This window comes from Lysinibacillus sp. 10T31 (assembly GCF_056394365.1).
This window is the reverse complement of record NZ_JBFTHS010000004.1, coordinates 68,042-93,338: the sequence shown is the minus strand read 5'-3', so window position 1 is coordinate 93,338 and position 25,297 is coordinate 68,042. Positions and strand designations below refer to the sequence as shown.

Sequence of the window (25,297 nt, the reverse complement as noted above, 5' to 3'; positions counted from 1 at the left end):
ACGAGGGCCGACAAGATGTCGGTCATTTCCGTAATGCCACAGGACGTGGCGTTCTTAGACTGAGTTCCTCTATTTCAGTAGTTATTTAAAAGAAACCACATCCGCATTCATCTCACTACATTCAGAGGCGGGAATCTTAAGCTGAATGAAGATAAAGTTGTAAGTGCTCCGTAATTGGCCCGAGTGCTAATGCCGGTAAAAATGTAAGAGCACCAATCATTAAAACGATAGCTACAAGTAAAAATGTAAAAATAGTATTATCTGTTTTCAATGTTCCCACCGAGTCACTGTGAAACATTTTTTTCGCAAGTAGAGACGCTATTGCTAGTTGAATAATAATCGTCAAATAACGTCCGAAGAACATGGCAAGCCCTGTCGTCACATTCCAAAATGTTGAGTTGTCAGCTAATCCCTCAAAACCTGAGCCATTATTTGCAGAGGCAGAGGCAAATTCATATAGAACTTGAGATAAACCATGTGCCCCCGGATTCGTTATGGCTGCTACTCCTGACGGTGTTAGTACCGCAAGCGCTGAAAATAGCAAAATAATAGCAGGATGGATGAGAATACAGAGCGCAATTAGCTTCATTTCCTTCTCCTCAATTTTCTTACCTAAAAATTGAGGTGTTCGACCAATCATCAAACAGGCGATAAAAATTGTTAGTAACACATACATCATCATGTTCATCAGGCCGACTCCCTTGCCTCCAAACACAACATTTAGCATCATATTAAACATCGGTACAAGACCACCAAGCGGCGTTAATGTATCATGCATATTGTTGACAGATCCCGTTGTAAAAGCAGTGGTCACTGTCGTAAATAACGCTGATTGGGCCACCCCAAAGCGCATCTCTTTTCCTTCCATACTTCCTAGATCCTGTGCAATTCCGAGCTCACTAATGATTGGATTACCAGCTCTCTCCGCAACATATACCGTCACCAATCCGACTAGGAACAGCGCACTCATTGCCGCAAAAATGGCTAGCCCTTGCTTTCCAAATATCGTTTTCCTTTTTCCATATACAACCATTAAACTAAAGGCCACTACACAAGCACCTGGTAATAGCATCATAGATAACATTTCCACAATATTAGAAATGACCGTTGGATTTTCAAAAGGTGTTGTTGAATTCGCTCCATTGAAGCCACCACCATTTGTTCCTATATGCTTGATAGATTCAAGAGAAGCTACAGGTCCAAGTGCAATATCTTGTAATTTACCTTCTATTGTTTGTACAGTTTTATTCGCACTCAAGGTTTGTGGTGTACCTTGAGATACTAAAATAATGGCCACAACAATAGATATAGGCATTAACACACGTGTGATAACACGCACAAAATCCACAAAGAAATTACCAATAGTGTCAGTTTTAGCAACAAGACGACGGCAGAACGCCATACAAGCCGCATAACCAGTAGCTGCAGATGTAAACATCATAAAGATAATGATTAGCATTTGTGATAAATAACTTAGTCCTGATTCGCCACTATAGTGCTGAAGATTTGTATTCGTCATAAATGAAATTATGGTATTAAATGAAAGTGTTGCTTCCATATTGTCAATCTCATTTGGGTTTAAAAACAACATAGCTTGAATTCGTAAAAGAACGTATCCAATGAACACCATAAAGGCGTTCGACAAAATTAATGAAAGTACATACTGTTTACCCGTCATATCTACTTGCTTAATGCCACATAATTTATAAATAACGGCATCAAATCTGTCCAATATTGGATCAAGCCATGTTTTTTGTTGCATTGTCACCCTAAATAAATAGTGACCAGCTAAAATAACGATTGGTAAAGAAATAATTAATACGATGGCGATTTGCCACATACCGCAATACCTCCTACAAGCCTATTAATAGTTTTCAGGATAAAGTAATGCATGCCCTAGATAACCGAAAAGGAACACAAGTACTATCCCCATAACAATCCACATTTTTCATTCCTCCCTACTTTTCATCGACCAGCTTGAAGCACCAAGCTGTTAACGCATAAAGACATGCAAAGCTTATGATAAGTAAGCCAATCATCCAAAAGTCCATCAATCGAGCACCCTCCTTTATTTGGATGCTCTCATCATACTGACTTTCAAATTAATGTAGTGTTAGGAAATCGCTTTTCCTATTAAGAAACTATAAAGAGGGAAAATCTTAATACTTTCTTAATGGAAGATAACGCTATAATACAAATGAGGTGAAAGAGGATGGAAAATACACGTCCAACTCCAGAGACGTTTTTAGCGAGGCTTCAACAGGAAGAACAATTTGTAGGGAAGCTCAAGATCTTTCTTGGTTATGCTGCTGGAGTAGGTAAAACTTATGCAATGCTAGATGCAGCACATCAAGCACAAAAACTTGGTAAAGATGTGGTAGTTGGCTATGTAGAACCACATCCTCGTCCAGATACGTTTGCTTTACTCGAGGGACTTGAGCAAATCCCTACGAAAAAAATAATTTATAAAGGAAAACCTTTTCAGGAATTAGATATTGATGAAGTACTAAAGCGCAAACCGGAAATTGTCATTATTGATGAATTGGCACATACCAATGTTCCGACAATGCGTCACAAGAAACGTTTTGGAGATGTGGAGGAATTACTTGCAAAAGGTATTCATGTCTATACAACCGTAAATATTCAACATATTGAAAGCCTACACGATATAGTTGAAGAAATAACCGGGATAAAAGTACGGGAGCGTATTCCAGATTATTTAATTGATCAAGCCGCACAAATAAAAATTGTTGATATTGAACCAGATGAGTTAATTCAACGCCTACAAGAAGGCAAAATTTATGTAAAACAACAAGCTGAAAAAGCGTTGCAATCTTTTTTTCGTAAACAAAATTTAGTATCACTTCGAGAAATTGCATTACGGAGAGCCGCAGATACGATTAACTATAAGCAGGTAAACAACGACGAATCTATAAAGCATCATGTACAAATCGAAGAGCATTTACTTGTTGGTATTAGTAGCTCTCCTACGAATGCCAAGGTTATTCGAACTACCGCACGACTAGCGCAAGCATTACATGGGAAATTTACAGCTCTTTACGTTCAAAACATCCAAGAACAAGTTAGGAATAACGCAAATTCCGAACGACTTCAGCAGCATATAAAGCTTGTTGAACAGCTTGGTGGTCATGTCGTAATCGTTCAGGAAGATGATGTAGCTGCTGCCCTTGCCAACTATGCACAAATTAGTGGTGTCACTAAATTAGTCATTGGTAGAACTAGCATGAGAAAAAAATGGTGGCGACCAAACACAAAAATCAGTGATCGACTCAACGAATTTGTGCCGAATTTAGCCATACATATAGTCCCGGATCAAGAAAATGAACAATTCTACTTCCCTACTGTAAAAAATAAGCTATCATTTGAATGGCTTGACTTATTAAAAATGGCAGTAGTGTTTGGCATAGTATCAGTTGTTGGGCTATATTTTTACACAATCGGCGTCAGCGACTCGAACATCATCACTATCTACATTTTAGGTGTCTTAATTCTTGCCATTTGGTCATCAGGATGGATGATGAGCATTATTAGCTCCATCATAGCCGTACTGCTTTTTAATTATTTTTTTACAGAACCACGATTTTCATTTAACGCCTATCATCGCGACTATCCGATGACCTTTGTGATCATGTTCCTTTCAGGATTCATTACAAGTAGCCTAACGAAAAAAATAAAGGAACAAACCATTGTAGCTGTTCGTAAATCTTATCGAATGGAGGTACTCCTTGATACAAATCGTAGGCTACAACATGCTAAGTCAATAGAAGAAATTATTATGGAAGGCATGTCACAAATCGTTAAATTAGTAGAAAAACCAGTACAATTTTTTGAGATAGAAAATAACTTAATTGTGAACTCTATTTTTTTCCGTACCGAGAGCATATCTAATATTGAAAATAAGAAGATAGCATCCCTCTTCGAGAATCCGAATGAGCATGGTGTAGTAAGCTGGGTTATCAATAATAAGCATGTAGCAGGCGTATCCACTGATATATTTCCTGAAGTGAATGCCTACTATTTACCGGTTATTTCAAATGGGAGTGTTAAAGGTGTTATCGGTGTTGCCCTTTCAAAGCAATCACCATTACCTGCATTTGAACGTAATATTTTGCATGCCATTATAAATGATTTTTCATTCGCACTTGATAAATGGTATTTACAAAAACTCAATGTAGAAGTAGCTAGAGAAGCTGAAATGGAACAAATGCGAGCAAACCTTTTGCGCGCAGTTTCTCATGATTTAAGAACACCGCTAACTGCTATTTCTGGTAATGCAGAGATATTATTATCCAGTGTTTCTCAAATTCGAGAGGATGAAAAAAGTAAAATATATGAGGATATTTATAAAAATTCGAAATGGCTTGTACAAATGGTTGAAAACTTACTTGCTGTGTCTAAATTAGAAGACGGACAATTTGCAATGGAGATGCAATTGGAACTTGTAGAAGATATTATTCAAGAGGCACTAACGCATGTCGTTCGTCTAAACAATACACATGAAATATCCTATCATATTGAACCAGAATTTTTGTTTGCTGTAATGGATGCACGACTGATTATTCAAGTTCTAATTAATATTATTGATAATGCATTGACCTATACACCTTCAGGCAGTGTTATTACTATAAAGGTCAAAGAATCTGAACGTTTCGTACACTTTAGCATTGCAGATAATGGACCTGGCATTGATGATGCTATAAAAACCACCCTTTTTGAACCATTTACAACCGGAAAAGTACAGCGTAGCGATAGTCGAAGAGGCTTAGGATTAGGCTTGGCTCTATGTCAAACTATATTAAAATTACATGGTAGTGAAATAACAGTTTCGGATAATAAACCAAAAGGAACGACTTTTAATTTTTCACTTAAAAAAGGAAGCTTATCATCAAAAGTTGGGGATGACATTTGTTAAAACGCATGCCATGTATATAAGTAAGTTGAAGCGAAGACTGGGCGACTTCTTGGTGAAATCAATCAGACGCCCCTAGGAAAGCGCCCAGTCGTAATGGAAATCAATCCTACACGATGGTGATGCACCAAAAAGGAGTAATGAAATTCGATGAATAAACGAATTCTAGTAGTAGAAGATGATATAGCCATTGGCAATTTAATTAAAATGACATTAGCTACTCAGCAATATGAATTTGACATTGCCAGAGATGGTAATAGTGCTCTACAAAAGGCACTTGCCATGAATCCAGACGTTTTTATATTGGATTTAGGACTACCAGACATAGACGGTGTAGAGCTTATTACGAAAATTAGAAGTTGGACTCAAACACCTATTATCGTAGTTAGTGCACGTGGCGAAGAGCACGATAAAATCAATGCTTTAGATGCGGGTGCAGACGATTATGTTACAAAGCCTTTCGGTGTTGAAGAGCTATTAGCACGAATTCGAGTAGCTTTGCGAAGAATGTCATTTGAGCATCAGCAAGAAAATGAACCCTCTGTCTTTGTAAATGGTCATTTACAAATAAACTACCCGGCAAATACAGTGTTTGTAAATGAAAAAGAAGTACATTTGACGCCTATTGAATATAAGCTCTTGGTTATTTTATCAAAGCATGTCGGCAAAGTTTTAACGCATAATTTTATTTTAAAGGAAATTTGGCACAACGCACTTCAATCAGATGTTCCAAGTCTAAGAGTTTTTATGGCTACTCTTCGAAAGAAAATAGAGAACAATCCAGCTAACCCAAAGTTAATCCAGACACATGTCCGCGTTGGGTACAGAATGCTTCGTTGTCACGATGAAGAATAAGGTTCGATCTTGAATTAACTTTGCTATTCCAATATTACTAACAATTATGCCTCGGCATAATTGTAGCTGTCGCTTTGCTTTCGCGAAAGCGCAGTGCTAACGTAGCGGCAGCAAAAGGTTTTATCTGTGCGAAAGCGAAGCGGCAGCAACAACTCGAGAGCGGATGTTTGGACATCCGCTGAAAAGTAACTTAAACCCGGCTTCATTTCACCATTATAAAGGCGGGAGACTTCTGTACCTGTCGCTACTCTTTCGGTACATAAAACATTTGTACCTGTCGCTACTCTTTCGGTACATAAAACATTTGTACCTGTCGCTACTCTTTCGGTACATAAAACATCTATAGCTGACGCTTTGCTTTCGTTACAAAAGACATTTGTAACTGCCTTTTCACTTACGATACATAAAACACTTGCTGAAAGAAGTTAAACGGTAAACTTATTATTGATTGACTGAATAAAAAATGATAATATTTATTTGATAATGATTATCACTCACAAGAAAGTAGGTAGATCTTATGAACCTTCACGCTGTTCAATTAGGTGAAAAAGTTAAAGTGAAAGATCTACAACAAATTGACTCTCTTTTATGTAAACGATTAAATGCTTTTGGAATAAAAGAAGGCTGTCAAGTTTGTATGGTCCAAAAAGGATGGTTTTCTGGAGCTTGCATATTGGAATGTCAAGGTCAGAAAATCGGGCTTAGAAAAAAAGATTTAATGGATATAAAGGTCGAACAAGTATGAGTAGATTAGCTTTAATAGGAAACCCTAATATCGGTAAAACATCATTGTTCAACACGTTGACAAATTCTTATGAATACGTTGGCAATTGGAGTGGTGTAACCGTTGAAAAAAAAGTAGGACAAGTAAAAAAACTACAAAAAGAAATAATTGATTTACCTGGTGTATATACGCTTAACCCTATTTCAAAAGATGAGAGTGTTGTTACTTCATTTTTACTGGAAGATCAGGTAGATGGAATTTTAAATATTATCGATGCCTCTAATTTCGAACGAAATATGCAATTAACAGTAGATATACTTGAACTTAGAAAGCCTGTTTTCATCTGTTTAAATATGATTGACGTAGCGAAAAAGAAAGGCATTTCAATTGATGTCGAAAAATTACAGAGTTCTTTGGGAGTACCTGTTATTCCAATAAGCGCTCGTACTGGTAAAGGTGTCGAAGGTATTTATACTGCTATTCAAGCCTCCGATCGTACTCAACACCGTTTTACATTAGCCTATGGTGACTTAATTGAAGAAGGCATCTCAAAAATTGAAGCATTGTTACAGTATGTTCCTGAAGAACAAAGAAGATGGTGTACTATTCAATTTTTAATAGGAAATGAAGCCGTCGAGGCTTATTTGAAAGAAAAGGATTACTTTGAAAAACTAGCTGCTATGCGAGATGCTTTAGAGAAGCAAGTAGGAGAACCATTAAATAAAGCTATAGCTAAAAAACGTGATTTATATATTTCTAACATCTATAGCGAAGTAATTATACAAGAGAAAAGTGAAATACAATGGTCAGAGAAAGTTGATAAAATTCTAACACATCCAATTTTAGGTGTTCCGATTTTCTTAGCGCTTATGTTTTTAATGTTTCAAGCAACGTTTGCCTGGATCGGTACCCCGCTTTCTGATTTCCTGGATGGCATTGTAGGAGGCCCTCTTACAGATACTGTTACTCAGGGCTTAGAAGCTATTGGTGCAGCTCCTTTTATTGTTCATTTAATATGTGATGGGATCATTGCGGGTGTTGGCGGTGTTTTAGTTTTCATTCCACAAATCTTTGTACTATTTTTCTTTATTTCACTATTAGAAGATTCAGGGTATATGGCGAGAATTGCTGTTGTAATGGATCGCCTTATGGAATTTTTCGGCTTAAACGGCAAAGCCTTTATTCCGATGATTGTAAGCTTTGGATGTAATGTTCCAGGTGTAATGGCTGCGAGAACAATTGAACAGCCACGAGAACGACTATTAACAATTCTTGTTGCTCCGTTTATGAGTTGCTCAGCAAGGTTACCTGTATATGCTTTGTTCGGTGCAGCATTCTTTTCTCAACATCAATCGTTAGTGGTGTTCTCCCTATATGTAATGGGTATAGTGATAGCGCTTATTGTGACAAAAATATTATCAATGACGATTTTGAAAAATGAAACTTCAGTTTTTATTGTTGAATTACCAGCCTATCATGTACCACAGCTTAAAACACTTTGGCGTTCTACTTGGGAAAAAGGAAAAGGATTTTTCCGCAAAGCTGGTACTATTATCTTTGCCGGCTCCGTGATTATTTGGCTTCTTTCTTATTTAGGACCACACGGCGCTAATGTCAATATGGATGATAGCTTTTTAGCAATTATCGGTGGCGCTTTTGGTGTGTTGTTTATCCCGCTTGGCTTTGGAACATGGCAAGCCGGTGCATCCCTTATTGCTGGATTCCTGGCAAAAGAAGTGATTGTTTCGACAATGGCGATTATTTATGGCGTAAGTGAAGGTGTCTTATCCTCTACGATGACAACACATTTTACTCCTTTAAGCGCTTATACATTCTTGGCCTTTGTATTACTGTATATGCCTTGTTTAGCAACAGTAGGCGCAATAAAACGGGAAACACAGTCTGTGAAATGGACTGTATTTGCAACAATATACCCATTTGTTGTAGCTTATATTATTGCACTTATGATTTATGGTATCGGGAACTTATTCATGTGAGGTGTAAAGAATGACTTTATTGATTAATATCTTAATCGGTTCCATTATATTTGGCTATGCAGGTATTACCTTATATAAGAGCATTAAGAAACAGAAAAAGGGCAAATGCGCATCATGCTCATTACAGAAGAGTTGTTCCTCTAACGTCTGTGCCCCTCCTTCTAAACTTAAAGATTTTACTACTAAATAAATTTGTATGAAAATATAGCGAGGTAATTCCCAATGGAAAATTCCATTGGGAACTACCTCGCTTTTTTGTGTGCTTTTAGATTGAAGGATTTTGTTCTAAAGCTCAAGTATTTAGTAATGTACTAGAGAAAGATTACTCTACAGCCAATGTAGTGATGACATTTTTTAATGTGTATACCCTTGGAGTGCAGGCTGGACGCCCCCAGGAAGCTTTGCTCTGTGCGAAAGCGAAGCGACAGCAACAAATGTTTTATCTGCGCGAAAGCGAAGCGTCAGCGACAAAGCGCCCAGCCGCAACGGAAATCAACTCCACGTTATGGTAATAAGCCTTAAACTTTAAATTTATTGATTTCTTCCTTCACAGACACCGCTTCTGCACTTAATGCCCTTGCAACAGCATTTATTTCCTGAATAGTCGCAGTTTGCTCTTCTATTGTCGTTGCTATTGTTTCAGATTGCTGTGCAGCATAATTGGAAGAAGAGGACATTTCATTGACCGATGCTGCCATTTCTTCAGTACTTGCAGAAATTTGTTGCGTAGAAGCAGACACATCCTCGATTTGAGATGTCATATCACCAATCGCTTTTAAAATTCCATCAAAGGCATTTTGGGCATTCTGAATAAATGTAACACCCTCATCTACATTCAACACTGTTACATTTACAGCCTTTTCTACTTCCTTCGTTTCTTGCTGAATAAGTGCTATTACATCCACTATTTGATTGGCAGAAGCTTTGGATTCCTCTGCTAATTTACGTACTTCATCTGCCACGACCGCGAAGCCTTTACCATGCTCTCCTGCACGAGCTGCCTCAATCGCAGCATTTAAAGCTAAAAGATTTGTTTGCTCAGTAATCTCAGTAATTACTTTCGTAATATTAACGATTTCAGCTGATTGCGTGCTTAGCTTCTGAATACGTTCATTTGTTGTATTTGAAGATTGTTGGATAATTGACATTTGGTTTTCTGCAATATGCAACGTTTTTTCACCATCATTTGCAATAGATTGTGTGTCTACGGCTTTAGAATGAAGCATTTGAGTAGCCTCAGCAATACGTTGAACACCTTGAGCAGTTTCATCCATTGCTATCGAACATTCACGACCAGTAACAGCTGCTTGGTTATCACTAATCGCCATTCTCTCTATCAGGTTTGCAATATCATGAGATGAATTTGAAATTTCTTCTGTACTCGCTGCTAATTCTTCAGCTGCTGATGTTGTATGCTCAACATTTGCCGTCATGCTATGTATTAGTGAATGTAAATTAGACTTCATCAAATTAAAAGAATCTGCCAAATCTTTAATTTCATCCTTCGCTCTAACTTCGATATCCTTTTGACATAAATCTCCTTTTGCAATTACCTTTGCTGCTGAAGTTAACTTATTGACGGGAACAACGATGGAACGTACAAATATAATCCCAACTGCTACACAAATCAATAAAATAATGCAGAACATCCATAAGAACCACTGCTTATTATCGTCAATCAGCTTTTCAACATGTGCTAAAGAATTTTGCATGTCTGTAATGTTTTCTTGTTGAAACAAATCTACTTTGTCATTAATCTCAATTGATGTAGTATCAAAATCAAGCATCAATTTATTCCCTAGCTCAGGCCCGCCTTGAATATAGCTATGAGCCATTTTCTGACCAGTACTATAATACTCATCAAACGCTACTTTAATCGCATCTAATCTTTTCTGGTCTTCTGGATGCATTTTTTTTACTTTCTCCAAATCTTTAATAAAGATTTTGCTATATTTTTCTGCTTGCTCAAATCCATCATCTAAATTATCGAGTGCTCTTGTAGCACTAATATCAGTCAAATATTGTTGAACCTGTACAACTGCTAATTTCATCTCATCTGCTAATAACGTCGTTTGAAGTGTTTTTTCTTTCATCAAATGTACTTGCTCTAGTTGGGATTTAGCATTTTGTTGCTGAAATACCCCCATAACTAAAACTAATACTACGATAAGGCCAAACGACACTATACTTTTAACTTTAATTGTCACAAAATACCTCCTATTTTAAACCTCTGCTATTTTAGTCTAGCGAAAAATATTTTAACATTTTTTACATTATTTTGATATGTTTCGCTTAATTACCTCAAAATCATCTCTTTCCAAGATAACGATTTACCAATAAAACATTATACCTTTACAATCAAACGGAAAAGTGAAAAATTGTGTAGTTTTCAAGAATTTTTACCACTTATTAGCTACATTTAAGTGAGATACACTTATTATCACCTTAGTTATTTATTTTGTGCGTGTCGAACGCTTACTTACCCATTTGCATATCATATTTATAATCAGGTATGTCATCAATGTTAAATCACTACCGAAAGGAGATCGTTATGGTATTTAGACCACAATTCCCAATGTATCCTGGTGGCATGAGAATGCCCATGCAAATGCCGATGCAAATGCCCATGCAAATGCCCATGCAAATGCCAACACCTCCACAAATGTCACCGCAGTCCTTTTTCCAGCCTGGAGGCTTTCCAAATCAACCACGAATTCCGGGTGGCTTTCCAATGTCCAGTGGAATAGGGTCATTTGGAGGACAAATGCCAATGCAGGAACCTTCAAAAATTGGTTCATTTTTGCAGCAGGCGAATAGCCTATTTAACTCAGCGAAAACATATACGCCTTACATTCAGCAAGCAATGCCAATGGTAAAAAATATTCCGTCACTTTTAAAATTGTATAAAGGATTTCAAGGTCTTCCTGCTGCAGGGGCTGCAGCAGTAGCAGCTGATGCAGCGGCTAGCGAAGGAGCAGGTTCTACTAGAAGTCGAAAAGCATCTCGACAAAAGGGATCATTTACTCCTGCTGAACCCCTTCCATCTAAGCCCCGCATTTTCCAGCCACCTATGTAGATGAAGGTTTCTTTGTATTCGCCGTCCCTGTCCGTTATAATGTAGATAGGTAAGCTTGAAAGGAGTCACAACCATGCAAGTATTAAAAATTAATCCACGTGGCTATTGCTATGGTGTTGTTGATGCGATGGTCATCGCTCGAAACGCCGCACTCGATAAAACATTACCAAGACCTATCTACATTTTAGGTATGATTGTGCATAATAAACATGTCACGGATGCCTTTGAAGCTGATGGCATCATCACATTAGATGGCGAGAATCGTTTAGACATTATTGAACAAGTTGAAACTGGCACTGTTATTTTCACAGCGCATGGTGTTTCACCTGAAATTCGTGAAATTGCAAAGCGAAAAGGCTTAGTATCCATTGATGCTACATGTCCTGACGTAACAGTTACACACGATTTAATTCGTGAAAAATCAGCAAATGGCTATGATATTATATATATCGGTAAAAAAGGCCATCCCGAGCCAGAGGGAGCAATTGGGGTTGCACCAGATCACGTGCATTTAGTGCAATCATCCACTGATATTGATGTATTAAATTTAACGAATGATAAATTACTAGTAACGAATCAAACGACGATGAGTCAATGGGATGTCGCTCATTTAATGGATAGTTTAAAAGAGAAATTCCCACATATTGAAGTGCATAAGGAGATTTGTTTGGCAACTCAGGTTCGTCAAGAGGCAGTTGCTAAGCAAGCTGGGGATACAGATTTACTTATTGTTGTTGGTGACCCAAAATCGAATAATTCGAATCGTTTAACGCAGGTGTCTGTTGAAATTGCAGGGACGCCATCTTATCGAATTGCAGACGTTTCTGAGCTAAAAGTTGAATGGTTAAAAGGAATTAATTCCGTCGCTGTTACAGCAGGTGCTTCAACGCCAACACCAATTGTCAAAGAGGTTATTTCATTCCTTGAGCAATTCGATGAAAATGATGAATCAACACATATTATCGCGCGTACAGTTACATTAGATAAAATTTTACCTAAAATTAAAACGCCAAAGCCTGTTGACAAAATTATGCCTTACTAAGAACTTATGCGCTAAAGTGCTCGTTTACGTCCGACAAGCGCTGGAGAGCCCGAGGCAAAAACTTTTGCCCGAGGGATCGAAGCGACCTCGAGGATGTAGCGCTTTAGCCTAGACGAAGACAATGCCTTTGGTTATCCACAACTTAAAAATCTATATTTACTTTAACAGTAAAAAAATCCTGATTGTCTATTTTGACAATCAGGATTTCTCATTATTTACTAAAATAATAATTGACTGGACGACCAATGCCACCATAATGCACATCCATCGTAATTTCCTCTTGCTTCTCTAAATAATCTAAGTATCTTCTTGCTGTTACGCGCGCAATACCTACGCCACTGGCTACTTCTTCTGCCGATGCTCCTTCTACAGATTGCAAAAAGTGCACAACTTTCTCTAGTGTTGCACGGTTAAAACCCTTAGGTAAACTTTTTTCTGACCGTAAGACATTTGACTGCTGAACCTCACTATGCCCATCATGATAATGGAATAACTGATCCAGCTCTCCTTGTGTTAATTCACGCTCCGTTTGCATTTGCTTTTTGAAGCGCAAATAGTTTTCAAGTGTTCCTTGTACTCGTTCAAATGAAAAAGGTTTCATAATATAATCAAAGACGCCCAGATGCAGGACCTGTTTTACAGTTTCCATATCATTAGCAGCAGTTACCGTAATTACATCTACAGGTAACTTGAGTTCACGAATTTTTCGTAAGCTTGTCACTCCATCTTGCTCTGGCATGAAAATATCCATAAATACTAATTCTGGTTTAAGTTTTTGAATTTGAGCAATCCCTTCAACTCCATTTGAGGCTTGTCCAATTACTTCAAATCCAGCTATCTTTTCAATAAATTGGCGATTAACCTCTCGCACCATTGGATCGTCCTCTATTAATAAAACCTTTGTTTGTGTCACTGTTAGTCCTCCATACACTCTGTTCTATCTCTAAATGTGTAATTATTTATTTAAGGAAGCGATCCTCGCTTCTATTTCAACTATTCAATATTACATTACTCATAGGATTTTCCTAGGGATGTCAAATGAACCCAAAGGTGTCGTCCAGTCTTTACTTTATTCAAAAAAACAATTGCTATCATTAGCATTTGGTGATGAGCCTATTAAGTATGGTAAAAAGTTATTAAAAAGCTTGTTCCTTTATTCGGTTCACTTATGACTTCGATTTCTCCCTTTCCTTTCTGTACAATCTCTTTTATTAAAAAAAGTCCAATGCCTCGACCTTTTTTCTCTTTTGTTGAATAGCCATTATCAAAAATATGTGCCTTTACTTCATTTGTCATGCCAATACCATTATCCGTTACTAAGATTGCTAGTACATCCTCATCCTCATCAACAGAAACATGGACAATTTTTTCTTCGATTTGTATATCCCTTAATGCGTCAAAAGCATTTTCAATTAAGTTACCAAATAAAATAACGAAATCATGATGATCTAAATTTTCAGGAAATGTTGTCAAACGGCTTTCTCTGTCAATCTCCAGTAGAATTCCCTGTTCTTTCGCATAAGAAATTTTACTAAGCAATAGCCCTGAAATATTTTCATTTTTTATCCGCTCATTTAGAAAGTTTGTAATTTCATCGTGTTCTTCTTTTATTTGCGTTAAGTAAGAAAGTGCTTGTTTATGATGTCCAAGCTGTAAAAGACCAGCAATTGTGTGTAATTTATTTTTATGCTCATGTGTTTGTACGCGTAATGCTTGTACAAATGCCTTTACACCCGTTAATTCCTCTGCAAGCTTTTTCACTTCTGTACGATCCTTAAACATGGCCACAGCGCCAACCGTTTTCCCATTAACTTGTATAGGAATACGATTACTCATAATACTGTGATCATTAATATAGAGCTCACGATTGAAAATAGGCTGATCTAGCTCCAAAATTTCCGGTAATCGTGTATCAGGTAAAACATCAAAAATTTTCTTCCCTATTAATGTTGATGGCTGTTTGTGAACGCCTAATATTTCACATGCCTTTTCATTAAATATCGTAATTGTCAAATCATTATCAATGGCTATAATCCCTTCATGCATTGCGTTAAAGGTTTCCGTTCGTTCTACGTACATTTTAGCAATTTCATGGGGCTCTAGCCCAAACATTTGCTTTTTCATATGAAGCCCTAAATTATGAGCTCCCCATGCACTAAAGAAAAGAGACAATAAGATTGTAATTATTAATTCAGTTTGAATAGATCGAAGTAACTCTACAACAGTTAAAACACTATAGCCAACTACTACTACCCCTATTTGTTTTCCTTCTTTACTCATAATCGGGACGAATGCTCGTACCATATCTCCATGTTCACCATGTGCGATGGATGTATAATAATGCTCAGAAAACGCAGCATTTAGATCTCCAGACTCCGAGACTTGCCCGATCTCCTCTGTATTTGGATGTGAGTACTTGCGCCTTTGCATATCAAGTACAACAATATACTGTGCGCCATTTATATCACGTATTTCCTCCACTACAGGATTTATGTGTTTCGTAGCCTCGTTAAAATTATTATTTGATATGTAAGTTTTCAACTCAGGAAGCTGTGATACTGTTTTTGCCACAAGTAAAGCCTGATCTGCAAGCTTATCCTTTTGCTCAGTCATGACGAACCCTAGCAAAAATGTTCCACCTATACTAAAGGAGAGCATGAGAATAAAAAAAGTCAGAGACATGATTTTTCTCTTCATCGATATTTTTTGAAATTTCAAGATGTACGCCTCCCTCTTACTATATTTTAGCTTACTCCATATGTTAGAATAACAAAAACATCAGAAAATACGAATAAATTAGGTGTAATAGATGAAAAAATTTATTATTGGAACAATAGCAACCGTTTTATTGTTAACGATAGCGTTTGGTGTTCAACAAGGCTTACTATTCGCCAAGCCTCTTCCCTATGACGATGAGCAAAAAGGTTTGAATACGCAAATTACGATTCATTTAAGTCATGTTGTTGCTGAGAATACACCAAAAGGACAGGCGGCAAGTAAATTCGCCGAGCTTGTTGAGGAAAAAACAAATGGTGAGGTGAAGGTACATGTCTATCCCAACTCCTCCCTGTTTAATGATGGAAATGAGTTTCAAGCTTTGCAAAATGGACAAGTAGAAATGATTATCCCTACTTTTTCAAAGATGACATCCTATATACCAAACTGGCAGGTACTTGATTTACCTTACCTTTTTAATACAGATGATGAAGTTCATGAGGTTCTTACAGGTTCAATCGGTGACCAATTGTTAAATGAACTTAAACCTTTTCATATAAAAGGACTAGGCTTTTGGCATAATGGCTTTAAACATTTAACCTCTGTCGATCACCCTATTCATACATTTGAAGATTTAAAAGGCTTACGTGTCCGTACAATGCCAAGTAAAACTCTTGAAAAGCAATTTGAGACTGTTGGGGCTACACCAACCCCAACTCCATTCAGCGAAGTTTTTACTGATTTAGAATCGAATGCCATCGATGCTCAAGAAAACACAGCGTCCAATATTTATTCTAAAGGTTTTTATAAAGTGCAGAAGCATATGACTTTAACTAATCATGGCATTTTAGGATACACCGTTTTAATTAATGAAAAGTTTTGGAAGTCCTTACCTTTAAAAATTCAAAAACAGATTATGGAAGCTATGAAAGAAACTACAGACTGGCAATTTGAACAAGCTGTAGAAATGAACAAAGAAGATTTGCAAAAACTTGAGCAGCAGGATAATTTTGAGATCTATACGATGAGCAATAAGGAACGCCAACGTTTTAAAGAAAAACTAGCACCTGTTTATGATTTTTATAGAAACAATGTACAAGAAAACGATGTTTTATCAGAAATTGAAAAAATTGTTTCCCCTTAAACTATTTTTTCACTGCGGGATCAATACTTTTGTTCATTAATGATAAAATCCTCACTAGCGTGGGGATTTTTTTCTTTTGTATTATAATAGATTCCGAAATTACAAAACTACTATATAACAGCTTCAAACCCTTGCTATCACTAACTTTATCCATATTCCAACTAAAAATGAACAAAATGAACAATAGAAACTTTACGGTCATAAAAGCTATTGTCGGAAAATTTCAGCTATGATTACCTCATGAAAGCGTTCACATAATATTCATAAATAGTGTAAGGGGAGAACTTTATGCGTATAAATTTTAAAAACTTAACTGTACAAGTACTGATTGCTATTGTGCTAGGTATTATTGTTGGTGCTACGTTCCCAGAGTTCGGAGCGCAGTTGAAAATATTAGCAGATATTTTTATTAAATTAATTAAGATGTTAATAGCTCCTATCATTTTCTTAACAGTTGTTATTGGAATTGGTAGTATGGGCGATGTAAAAAAAGTTGGTAAAATTGGTGGGAAGGCATTAATCTATTTTGAAATTGTCTCTACTTTCGCACTAGCAATCGGCTTAATCGTTGTCAATATTGTAAAACCTGGTAAAGGCTTTAATACAGCGGCTGCAAACGGTGCAGATGTATCCCAATATACAGATGCAGCAGCCGCTACAGAGCATGGTATTGGTGCATTTATTATGCATATTATACCTGATAATGTTGTCGGAGCACTTGCAAATGGAGAGTTATTACCTGTTTTATTCTCAGCTGTTTTATTTGGTATAGCTGCTGCAGCTATTGGTGAACCGGCTAAACCAGTTATTAAATTTTTCGAACAAGTAGCAGATATATTCTTTAAAATTGTTAATATGGTCATGAAAGTTTCCCCGATCGGTGCATTTGGCGCTATGAGCTACACAATCGGAAACTTCGGTCTTAAATCACTAGGAAACTTAGGATTTTTAATGCTTTCCGTTTATATTACAATGTTTATTTTTATCGTATTCATCATTGGTCTTATTACACGTTACTTTGGATTCAGTATCTTTAAGTTTATTAAATATATTAAAGATGAAATTTTTATCGTTATTGGAACATCATCATCAGAATCTGCCCTTCCTTCGATGATGCGCAAATTAGAAAACTATGGTTGCTCTAAACAAGTCGTTGGTCTTGTCATTCCAACGGGGTACTCCTTTAACTTAGATGGTACGTCGATTTACTTATCTATGGCGGCTATTTTTATCGCACAAGCTTATGGAGTTGATTTAGATGTTTGGCATCAAATTACATTACTTGCTATTTTAATGCTAACATCTAAAGGTGCGGCCGGTGTAACAGGCTCAGGCTTTATCACACTCGCTGCAACATTAGCAGCATTCCCTATGATTCCAGTAGAAGGGATTGCACTTTTAATCGGGGTCGATCGCTTTATGTCAGAAGCCCGCGCCGTTACAAACTTAATTGGTAATGGTGTAGCAACAGTTGTCGTTTCAAAAATGGAAAAAGAATTCGATCCAGAGCAGGAAAAACGTGCTCTTGCAGGAGAAGTTACAATTCAACAATAAAATGAAAGGCTGTCCGAACGTGGAAATTCCACATTATCGGCCAGCCTTTTTCATTGTTAAAATTCTATTCTTATTGATTCCTTTTCAATTACTATGTATTTGATAGAGTTTATATATTTCGTAAAATAGCCATTTTATGAAAATTTTTGTTGAAGGTGAAACCTAGAGTTAAGCTTCCCCGTATAGTAAGTAGATTGGAGGCTTTTTTTATGACTACTTTTACCCTTACCTACCCAAAAGCTTTCGAAAGCTTTTCAAATATTCCTATTGTGAATGAACAACATGAGACAGTTAGTTTGCTACAAAAGGTTGAACGTTCATCCGTTGGAAAAGCAATCAACGCTGTTATGCTAGTTGCTGCACAACAGTCATTACCACATCGCTATGAAACACGCACTACTTTAGGAGCATCACTTTTTCAAGTGCAATCTACATTATTAACAAAAGGGGTTAGCCATCAGCTTATTATGCCAGATGGATCCATTTTACCGATACAACGGAAGACGGTTCAATTACTTGAATCCTCCTACTCTTTTACAATGGATGGACTCGCTTTTCGCTTTGAAAAGGATTTTACTTCAACCGCCTATTTATATTGTAATGATGAAAAAATAGCAAGCGCTAGTAATATAGAAACTGAACTTGTACGTACTGGTATATCTTTTAAACTTTTTAACTCTGACGATACGCTCTTTGTTGCTTTGTTAGCAACTCTATATCAGGCTTTATTCTCAATGAGTAATTAGGAGGCTTATCGTCATAGAGTGGGGTTGATTTTCGTTCCAACCGAACGCTTGGGCCAACAGATGTTTTTTGCGCGAAAGCGAAGCGGCAGCGGCAGCGGCAACAGCATCATGTTGGACACGAAGGCGTTATCACAGGACGTGATGGTTTTAGCCTTCGTTCCTCTATTGCTGATTCCCAAGGAGTCGCCTAGTCGCCACTCCAATCAACATATATATATGACATATGGTTTAATAATTATTATCTCTGATTTTGGATATGAACTCCTATTGCTAGGATTTTTTTGATATTAAAAATTATTAAGTAACTTATTTATAGCTTCTACGACTACTGAAGGTGCATCATTTTGTATATATTAAGCAGCTCAATATCTTCAAGTAAAGCACCCCGTTAAAACTTTTCCGTTTATTTGATTGTTTATAAAAGGCTGTTTTCTTTATTTTACAGCTTCTTTAAAAATGTTTAAAAAGTTGTTATCGTCCTCGAAAACATAGTTTTTCGTATTGTGGTTTACATAAACTACGCCATCGTCTATATTTAGCCAAAATGAACTCAATGAATCAACAGTGAAGCTTACATAATATTTATATTTAAAGGTAGCTCCATTGTACTTTTTAAATGTTGCATTTTTAAAACTATTTATAAGCTCTTGCTTTATTTCTTTTGAAATTAAAATGTCTGAAGCTGTTGGTAATGGATTTTCCCTTTTGGGTGTCTGGTCCGTTGTTCTAATTGCTACGGATGCATTTTCTGAACTTAAATTCCCATTTTCAAAACCTAATATTTCATTTGAAGAATAATCCCTATATTCATCATACAAGTCTTTCCCTTTTATTAAACCAACAAGGCAAACTATGGCGATTAAAATGGTGTAAAAAATTTTCTTTACGCTCAAATACACACCCCCATCTTTTTTTATTTATTATAGATTATACATTGTAACAAATTAGGATTATTAAACAACAATCGTTACGAACTGAATCATAAAAAATAGACCAACATATTTTATATGTTGGTCTATTTATTTACATACGTTTGAAGGTTGTCACCCTAAGATAAGATTTAGATGCAGTTTTTTGATTTTACATCTTTCTTCGTTTCTATAATAGATTTAGAGACTGGTGAAAAATAGTGGACCATATTGAAGTAAAGCACCCCGTTAGCCATCCATGTAACGCAAAACCAGTGCTACACCACAGAATATGAAAGATGATTAAGTTCTTTCATGGGAGTTTAATAAGAACAGCGACGCTTCTTCAACAATCGCTCCCGATTGTTTCTGTAAAGTCATCCGTTTATTTCATTCATTTACTTTGCCTTGAGTTCTAGGTGCTTATTCCCCTACCATACCGTCGTTATCATTGTCTTTCATATATGGGTATAACCAGTGATCACTCGTTATTGGCATGCTATAACCTGCTGCTTTTGCTTCTTTAATCGTTACTTGACCATTTCCATCTGTATCAACGCTAGAAATATCTTCAGTGCCATTCAAAGCATTGGACTTATTCGAACTTGTTGACTTATTTGAGTTAGTTGATTTACTTTCAGTTAATCCTAGAGATTTATTTATTTCATCAGGGTTGCCGTTATCAAACTCATCTACAATTTTATTCCCTTTTAAAGTGTAAGTGTACTTGTAATGAGAAGGAATCTGCGTTTCCGTATTAGGATATGTGATTATTGCTTCAAAACTAGTAGCTCCACCTGCTTTACGGATAGCGTCTTCCATATATGCTTGATCACCATGTCGGTTAAGCGTACTATCTTGTGGCGTAATATTATAAGCATTTGATACCCCACCAAGAGAATCTGCAATAACATGTCCTTCATCTAAATCTGCTCTTTCGACACCAGGAACTTTTGCTTCATCAGCGTAGTATCTGCCAGACGATGTTACAGGTTCGGTACGGTCATCTTGTAGAACGATTTCGTCAGCAATGACACGGATTACTTGGCCATATTCGTTGGTGAAAGAATAGTACATTCGGTCCCCAAAACCAATGTCAACGACGGCGTTAGGTTCGCGATTACCAGACAAATCACCACCATCAACTTCAATTAGTTTGTAACCTTTGAACAGTTGATCTTTTGATTGAGTTGATGATTCCTCTACTACTTGTTTTTCAGTCGCAGTTTTTTCTTTTTCACTATTTTTTGTAGTTACTTCTTGTGAATCAGCTTTCCCATCAGTATTCGATACATCTTCTACGTTAGTACAACCAACTGTAAAGATGGCTGTTAAAAGTAAAATTAAATAGTTTATTTTCTTTTTCATTTTAGGACTCCTTATAATATTTTTTTACTGAGCATTCTAGAGATCTTTGAATAAAACATAAATTAACATTGTTAACCTAAGTATATTACAATATTAATTTTATTACAGTAGATACTTAGTTCGAAGTATGTAGTGTTAAATTCCAATAAAGATTAGTAGAGTCCATTGCATTATATTTTTCAAATTTAAACACAGTAAAAGATAGTAAGAACAACTATGAGAATTAGGTTGTTGAAGATATACCCAGTCTGGCTGTGAGACGATTTGAAATACAGTATTGTGATACATAGGTCATCTCGATTCGTCTCACGCTCTGTTGAATATTAGACCTTAACAGCAAAGAGGACGGCTAAATTATGTACATGCGGATTGGTGCAGCAGATCAGTTTTATTAATGAGGTTCGATATTTTCCCCTGGGCTATTAATTTTCTCGACTTGTTCTAGGATTTGAACTTTTCTCACTTTTACCAAGTCCTGCTCTATCGTAAACTAACACTTCTGTAAATGCTGAAACATCAGAGACTATAGAAATCCACCCTTTAGAATAATCACCATATCCCGCATCCATAACCACTGTAGGTTTACCATTTTTTTCACCTATCAATTTGGCATACAATTTAAAATCACTAATTGGTACAAACATTTCTTTAGACATATTATAGTTTCCTTTTTTAAGACTTCATCGAATATTTAAGAACTGATATCTTAATAAAAAATCAGCCTTTTTTTATTTTCCACTACTGCTAGAATCATTCAATATATTCCGGGACACGAAATAAATTCGCTTTGTTTTGACCATTTTAAGCCGTCCTTCTAAAAAAGGAGTACACTAAAGAGGTAGAAATACTATACATTTGGAGGCATTTAAAATGGATACAAAAGCAGCAGACATTAAAAATTTAATGACGTTAGATCTACTTGTTCAAATTCTAGAGGAACGCGGTATTATGACAGATCGAGAATTAAAAGAACGTCTCACTAATAATGTTAAACTTTCCTCTATGGATGCAGATTTAAAAGAAAAAGTTATTGAAGAAATAAAACATTAATGGAATGGATGGCATTTCAAAAAGGGGCCGCGTCTTAAGTAATGAGTTTACTTTACGCAGCCCTCTTTTTTATATTTGCACCTTTAGCTCCTTCACGTGTACAGCAGTTCCTGTAATCGAAATATTCAGTTTTCCCTCATCATTTTTTACATGTACATGCACACGCCCATCCTTCCCAAGTTCCTGACCTTGTTCTACGGTAAGTGTTTTTGGCAATTGAGCTTCTCGATCGATATAATTTGCAAAATATGCTCCCATAACACCAGAGGCAGTACCTGTAGTTATATCTTCAATTGTCCCAGAATAAGGTGATGAAAAATGTCGTGCGTGCATATCTGCATACTTATCAAATGCCTCTAAGCAAAAAGGATGCACAGATGCTTTTGGCATTTCTTCAAGGACATCCGGAAAATCTGCAGTTTGTGGAGTCATTTTTTCAAAGTAGGTTAAATTTTTAATAGGTACTAGCAATGTCCAAATTCCTGTACTTCCATAAACTATCGGTAATTCAGGATGTATCGCTTCCTCAGTCAGCCCAATTGATTGTGCAAGCTTAGTTTTTGAACCGTTAAAGGTTTTAAACTGAGGTGCTGCATGCTGCATAGTGATATGAATCTCCCCTTTTTGTTCTTTTATCTCAATTGGGAGAATTCCTGCATTCGTTTCAATAGTTAGTTTTGACTTATTTTCTAGTAAACCTTGTGTTTTCAGTGCATATATCGTTGCCATTGTTGCATGTCCACATAAATTCATCTCATGTCCTGGCGTGAAATAACGTATACGTAAATCTGCTTTATCTGAGTTTAGCGCAAAGGCGGTTTCATTAAAACCTACTTGCTTAGCAATAGCCTGCATTTCTATTTCACTATATCGATCTCCCTCTATGACGACACCTGCCGGATTTCCCATATTGGGTATTGTGCTAAACGCATCATAATGATGGACCGTAACCATTTTCATATTCTTTTCCTTCCTTTATTTAAGTTTTACATACATCAAAGCTTGGCTACTCTAACTAGCGTGTACTACCAAGCCTTTCAAATGGCCACAACAAAAAGTCTGCTGTTCCTAAAATTTTATCCTGCGAAACAAATCCAACCTCCGAACTTCGACTGTCTATGCTTACTCGGCGGTTATCCCCTAGAACGAAAAAATGCCCCGATGGTACAGTCTTTTCTCCTAATTGTTCCTCTAGAGTGAAATCATATGTAAAATCACCTTTATCAAGTAACGCTTCTTTATACTGAGTTAAATAAGGCTCTTCAAATGCCTTTCCGTTTATATATAAAACGTCATCTTTGTAGGCTATATGATCTCCTGGTAAACCGATGATTCTTTTAATATAATTCTTATCTTCTTTTGTTTCAAAGACAATTACATCGAAGCGGTCATAACTGGAAATTCGCGGTCCCACTTTATTCACAATGATTTTATCTCCGTTTTCAAAAGTTGGCTCCATTGAAGCACCTTTTACAACTACAGGAGATAGAATAAAATAACGTACACCCATTGTCATAATGATTGTTAGTCCAATTACTTTAAACCATGCCCAAAATTCATTCTTAGATTGTTTTTGTGTCACACTTTACACTCCAATCCTTTTTTCTCTAATATCCAAATTCCCTTACATTAATAAACACGAACTAACTGTATAAAAGTTCCATTTTTTCTAAAAACGCTTCCAATAACAAAAAGAATTAGCGCAGAGGCTTTTTGCCGCAACACTAATTCTTAGTTTTTAGAACAAAATACCGCTAGAGGATGGTGTTTAATTTTTTCTACTTAGTCTTCCTTACTTCTTGTTCAGTTAGGGAGCCTGTAAATTCATCTGGTGCTACTTGTTTTTTCACTCTCATAGCTATTAAATAGACAATCATTGACACAATTAAAGATTGAACTGCAGGTAGGCCAATTGGATTGACATATTGTGAGTAGTAGCCTATTGCCACTGCAGCAACTACAGCAATCGTAGCCATCCAATTCCAGCCTTTAATTTCTATCCATTGTTTATTACGAATAAAAAAGAAGTCAGCAAACATAACACCTGCGATTGCTGGATATAGTAATGCGGTTAAGTAAAGGAAATCTGTGAAGTAATCTAGAATTCCCATTAGCGCAATAAAAATCGCTATAATCGTACCAACAAAAGTAAGCAAAGCTCGTCCTTTACCTGAAGTAACATTTAAAACGTTTGCTAATGCTAAGCCCATACTATAATTATTCACTAGCTGTGATGTCCAAGTAGCTAACCATAAAATGAGGAAACCCCAAACTGGGAATCCTAGATTCATCATGACATTAACGATATCAGCATCGCCTACACCAACAGACATTATGGCACCTACGATAAACAACGGGAATCCGATTAAAACGATACCACTTGGAATCAATAAATTATCTTTCCATAATGGTTTTGCATAACGTGTATAATCAGATGCAATTACCCATTGCGAGACATTAACACCAATTACAAGACTAATTGCTGCTGCTATAGTCATCGACTGCTCAGGATTCCAGGATGAAATTGTTTCCCATCCTGTATTTTTTAACGCCAAGTAAATGCCACCAATAATTAATAGCAATCCCGATGGAACAGCTAAATAATCTGTCCATTTCATAGATCCATAACCGATAATTGAAGGTGCTGCAAAAAGAAGACCCGCTATTGTTGTTATCACTGCCCAAGCTAACCAATTATGCTTATAATCGATTCCAAACATGGCAGCCATTGCATTACCAGCAACAGCCGTTTGTAAAGCCCACCATCCTAGGGAACAATAAATATCGTTAAACCAACGATTAATTTAGCTTGAATAGTACCAAAGCTTGTTTTTGCTATTACGGAAGATGGAAGACCTGTTTTAGCCCCGATATAGCCTTGTAATGTATTACCTAGCCATTGAAAACCAAATAATGCGATAATCAAAATTAGCAGAATTTTTCCTAACCCAAAGCTTGCTGTTAAACTAGCTCCTACCATTAAAACTGGAATTGTAAACTCAAGGCCACCAAAAATCATAGTTGGTGTAATCCAATGCTGTCGATCAGTTTCAGGTATTGCTGTTAATGCTGGGTCTTTACCAAGCATTGATGTTTTTTCTGTATTTACTTCATTTTCCATTTCTACTTAACCCCCTTACTTTATCCAATGATATTATTTTTAGTTTGTTAGATACCGTAGAATAAAA

The 25,297-nt window shown here is 36.5% G+C and carries 20 protein-coding genes and 2 pseudogenes; 12 read left to right on the top strand and 10 right to left on the bottom strand.

Going from position 1 to position 25,297, the window contains the following annotated elements; translation table 11 throughout:
- Positions 1-136 precede the first annotated feature (136 nt).
- Entirely contained in the window at positions 137-1,840 is a 1,704-nt protein-coding gene (gene kdpA, locus AC1DCY_RS03770) for a potassium-transporting ATPase subunit KdpA (protein ID WP_477347563.1), read from the bottom strand.
- Between the two features lie 372 nt (positions 1,841-2,212).
- On the opposite strand from kdpA, the gene AC1DCY_RS03765 reads away from it, so the two are divergent.
- The 6 genes from AC1DCY_RS03765 to AC1DCY_RS03740 all read left to right on the top strand — a co-directional run bounded on the left by AC1DCY_RS03765 (position 2,213) and on the right by AC1DCY_RS03740 (position 9,018).
- Complete coding sequence (locus AC1DCY_RS03765) at positions 2,213-4,933, top strand: ATP-binding protein (RefSeq protein WP_477347561.1); 2,721 nt, start codon at positions 2,213-2,215, stop codon at positions 4,931-4,933.
- 147 nt (positions 4,934-5,080) lie between these two features.
- A complete protein-coding gene (locus tag AC1DCY_RS03760; protein ID WP_477347559.1) occupies positions 5,081-5,785 on the top strand; it encodes a response regulator transcription factor in 705 nt (234 codons plus the stop codon).
- A gap of 517 nt (positions 5,786-6,302) precedes the next feature.
- Positions 6,303-6,530, top strand: a complete 228-nt coding sequence (locus AC1DCY_RS03755; RefSeq protein WP_049663835.1) for a FeoA family protein — start codon at positions 6,303-6,305, stop codon at positions 6,528-6,530.
- Positions 6,527-8,506 carry a ferrous iron transport protein B gene (gene feoB / locus AC1DCY_RS03750; protein WP_477347557.1) on the top strand — a complete coding sequence of 660 codons (1,980 nt, stop codon included), beginning with the start codon at positions 6,527-6,529 and terminating at the stop codon, positions 8,504-8,506. The genes AC1DCY_RS03755 and feoB overlap by 4 nt, the downstream gene beginning before the upstream one ends.
- A 10-nt stretch (positions 8,507-8,516) precedes the next feature.
- Complete coding sequence (locus AC1DCY_RS03745; protein WP_400723044.1) at positions 8,517-8,696, top strand: FeoB-associated Cys-rich membrane protein; 180 nt, start codon at positions 8,517-8,519, stop codon at positions 8,694-8,696.
- 169 nt (positions 8,697-8,865) lie between these two features.
- Positions 8,866-9,018 carry a hypothetical protein gene (locus tag AC1DCY_RS03740; RefSeq protein WP_477347555.1) on the top strand — a complete coding sequence of 51 codons (153 nt, stop codon included), beginning with the start codon at positions 8,866-8,868 and terminating at the stop codon, positions 9,016-9,018.
- Positions 9,019-9,024: 6 nt separating this feature from the next.
- Here the strand turns inward: AC1DCY_RS03740 and AC1DCY_RS03735 are convergent, their stop codons facing one another.
- Positions 9,025-10,713: a methyl-accepting chemotaxis protein gene (locus AC1DCY_RS03735; RefSeq protein WP_477347553.1), complete on the bottom strand. Its 1,689-nt coding sequence runs from the start codon at positions 10,711-10,713 to the stop codon at positions 9,025-9,027.
- 344 nt (positions 10,714-11,057) lie between these two features.
- Here AC1DCY_RS03735 and vrrA point away from each other — a divergent pair, with 344 nt between their 5' ends.
- The gene (gene vrrA, locus AC1DCY_RS03730) at positions 11,058-11,582 is read left to right on the top strand and encodes a VrrA/YqfQ family protein (protein WP_477347551.1); all 525 of its coding nucleotides are present in this window, start codon (positions 11,058-11,060) and stop codon (positions 11,580-11,582) included.
- Between the two features lie 73 nt (positions 11,583-11,655).
- Positions 11,656-12,624: a 4-hydroxy-3-methylbut-2-enyl diphosphate reductase gene (locus AC1DCY_RS03725; protein WP_477347549.1), complete on the top strand. Its 969-nt coding sequence runs from the start codon at positions 11,656-11,658 to the stop codon at positions 12,622-12,624.
- 211 nt (positions 12,625-12,835) lie between these two features.
- On the opposite strand, the gene AC1DCY_RS03720 is transcribed toward AC1DCY_RS03725, so the two are convergent.
- Complete coding sequence (locus AC1DCY_RS03720) at positions 12,836-13,537, bottom strand: response regulator (protein WP_477347548.1); 702 nt, start codon at positions 13,535-13,537, stop codon at positions 12,836-12,838.
- A gap of 203 nt (positions 13,538-13,740) precedes the next feature.
- Positions 13,741-15,321, bottom strand: a complete 1,581-nt coding sequence (locus tag AC1DCY_RS03715; protein WP_477347692.1) for an ATP-binding protein — start codon at positions 15,319-15,321, stop codon at positions 13,741-13,743.
- 112 nt (positions 15,322-15,433) lie between these two features.
- Between AC1DCY_RS03715 and AC1DCY_RS03710 the strand changes: the two genes are divergently transcribed.
- The 3 genes from AC1DCY_RS03710 to AC1DCY_RS03700 all read left to right on the top strand — a co-directional run bounded on the left by AC1DCY_RS03710 (position 15,434) and on the right by AC1DCY_RS03700 (position 18,783).
- Positions 15,434-16,483: a TRAP transporter substrate-binding protein gene (locus tag AC1DCY_RS03710; RefSeq protein ID WP_477347547.1), complete on the top strand. Its 1,050-nt coding sequence runs from the start codon at positions 15,434-15,436 to the stop codon at positions 16,481-16,483.
- Between the two features lie 288 nt (positions 16,484-16,771).
- Entirely contained in the window at positions 16,772-18,037 is a 1,266-nt protein-coding gene (locus tag AC1DCY_RS03705) for a dicarboxylate/amino acid:cation symporter (protein WP_477347546.1), read from the top strand.
- 209 nt (positions 18,038-18,246) lie between these two features.
- A complete protein-coding gene (locus AC1DCY_RS03700) occupies positions 18,247-18,783 on the top strand; it encodes a tubby C-terminal domain-like protein (RefSeq protein ID WP_477347544.1) in 537 nt (178 codons plus the stop codon).
- A 434-nt stretch (positions 18,784-19,217) separates the two neighbouring features.
- Here AC1DCY_RS03700 and AC1DCY_RS03695 read toward each other — a convergent pair whose 3' ends face one another.
- The 3 genes and pseudogenes from AC1DCY_RS03695 to AC1DCY_RS03685 form a co-directional block, all read right to left on the bottom strand.
- On the bottom strand, positions 19,218-19,676 hold the full coding sequence (locus tag AC1DCY_RS03695; protein WP_477347542.1) for a hypothetical protein: 459 nt from the start codon (positions 19,674-19,676) through the stop codon (positions 19,218-19,220).
- A gap of 438 nt (positions 19,677-20,114) precedes the next feature.
- Positions 20,115-21,059 (bottom strand): DNA/RNA non-specific endonuclease, encoded by a 945-nt coding sequence (locus AC1DCY_RS03690; protein ID WP_477347541.1) that lies wholly within the window; start codon positions 21,057-21,059, stop codon positions 20,115-20,117.
- A gap of 428 nt (positions 21,060-21,487) precedes the next feature.
- Positions 21,488-21,715: pseudogene (locus tag AC1DCY_RS03685) on the bottom strand (alpha/beta fold hydrolase); the annotation flags it as partial.
- Positions 21,716-21,929: 214 nt separating this feature from the next.
- Between AC1DCY_RS03685 and AC1DCY_RS03680 the strand changes: the two are divergent.
- Positions 21,930-22,109, top strand: a complete 180-nt coding sequence (locus tag AC1DCY_RS03680) for a hypothetical protein (protein ID WP_049663817.1) — start codon at positions 21,930-21,932, stop codon at positions 22,107-22,109.
- A gap of 69 nt (positions 22,110-22,178) precedes the next feature.
- On the opposite strand, the gene AC1DCY_RS03675 is transcribed toward AC1DCY_RS03680, so the two are convergent.
- The 3 genes and pseudogenes from AC1DCY_RS03675 to AC1DCY_RS03665 form a co-directional block, all read right to left on the bottom strand.
- Complete coding sequence (locus tag AC1DCY_RS03675) at positions 22,179-23,069, bottom strand: PhzF family phenazine biosynthesis isomerase (RefSeq protein WP_477347538.1); 891 nt, start codon at positions 23,067-23,069, stop codon at positions 22,179-22,181.
- A 55-nt stretch (positions 23,070-23,124) separates the two neighbouring features.
- A complete protein-coding gene (gene lepB, locus AC1DCY_RS03670) occupies positions 23,125-23,691 on the bottom strand; it encodes a signal peptidase I (RefSeq protein WP_477347536.1) in 567 nt (188 codons plus the stop codon).
- Positions 23,692-23,887: 196 nt separating this feature from the next.
- A pseudogene (locus tag AC1DCY_RS03665) lies at positions 23,888-25,230 on the bottom strand (purine-cytosine permease family protein).
- Positions 25,231-25,297: the final 67 nt, after the last annotated feature.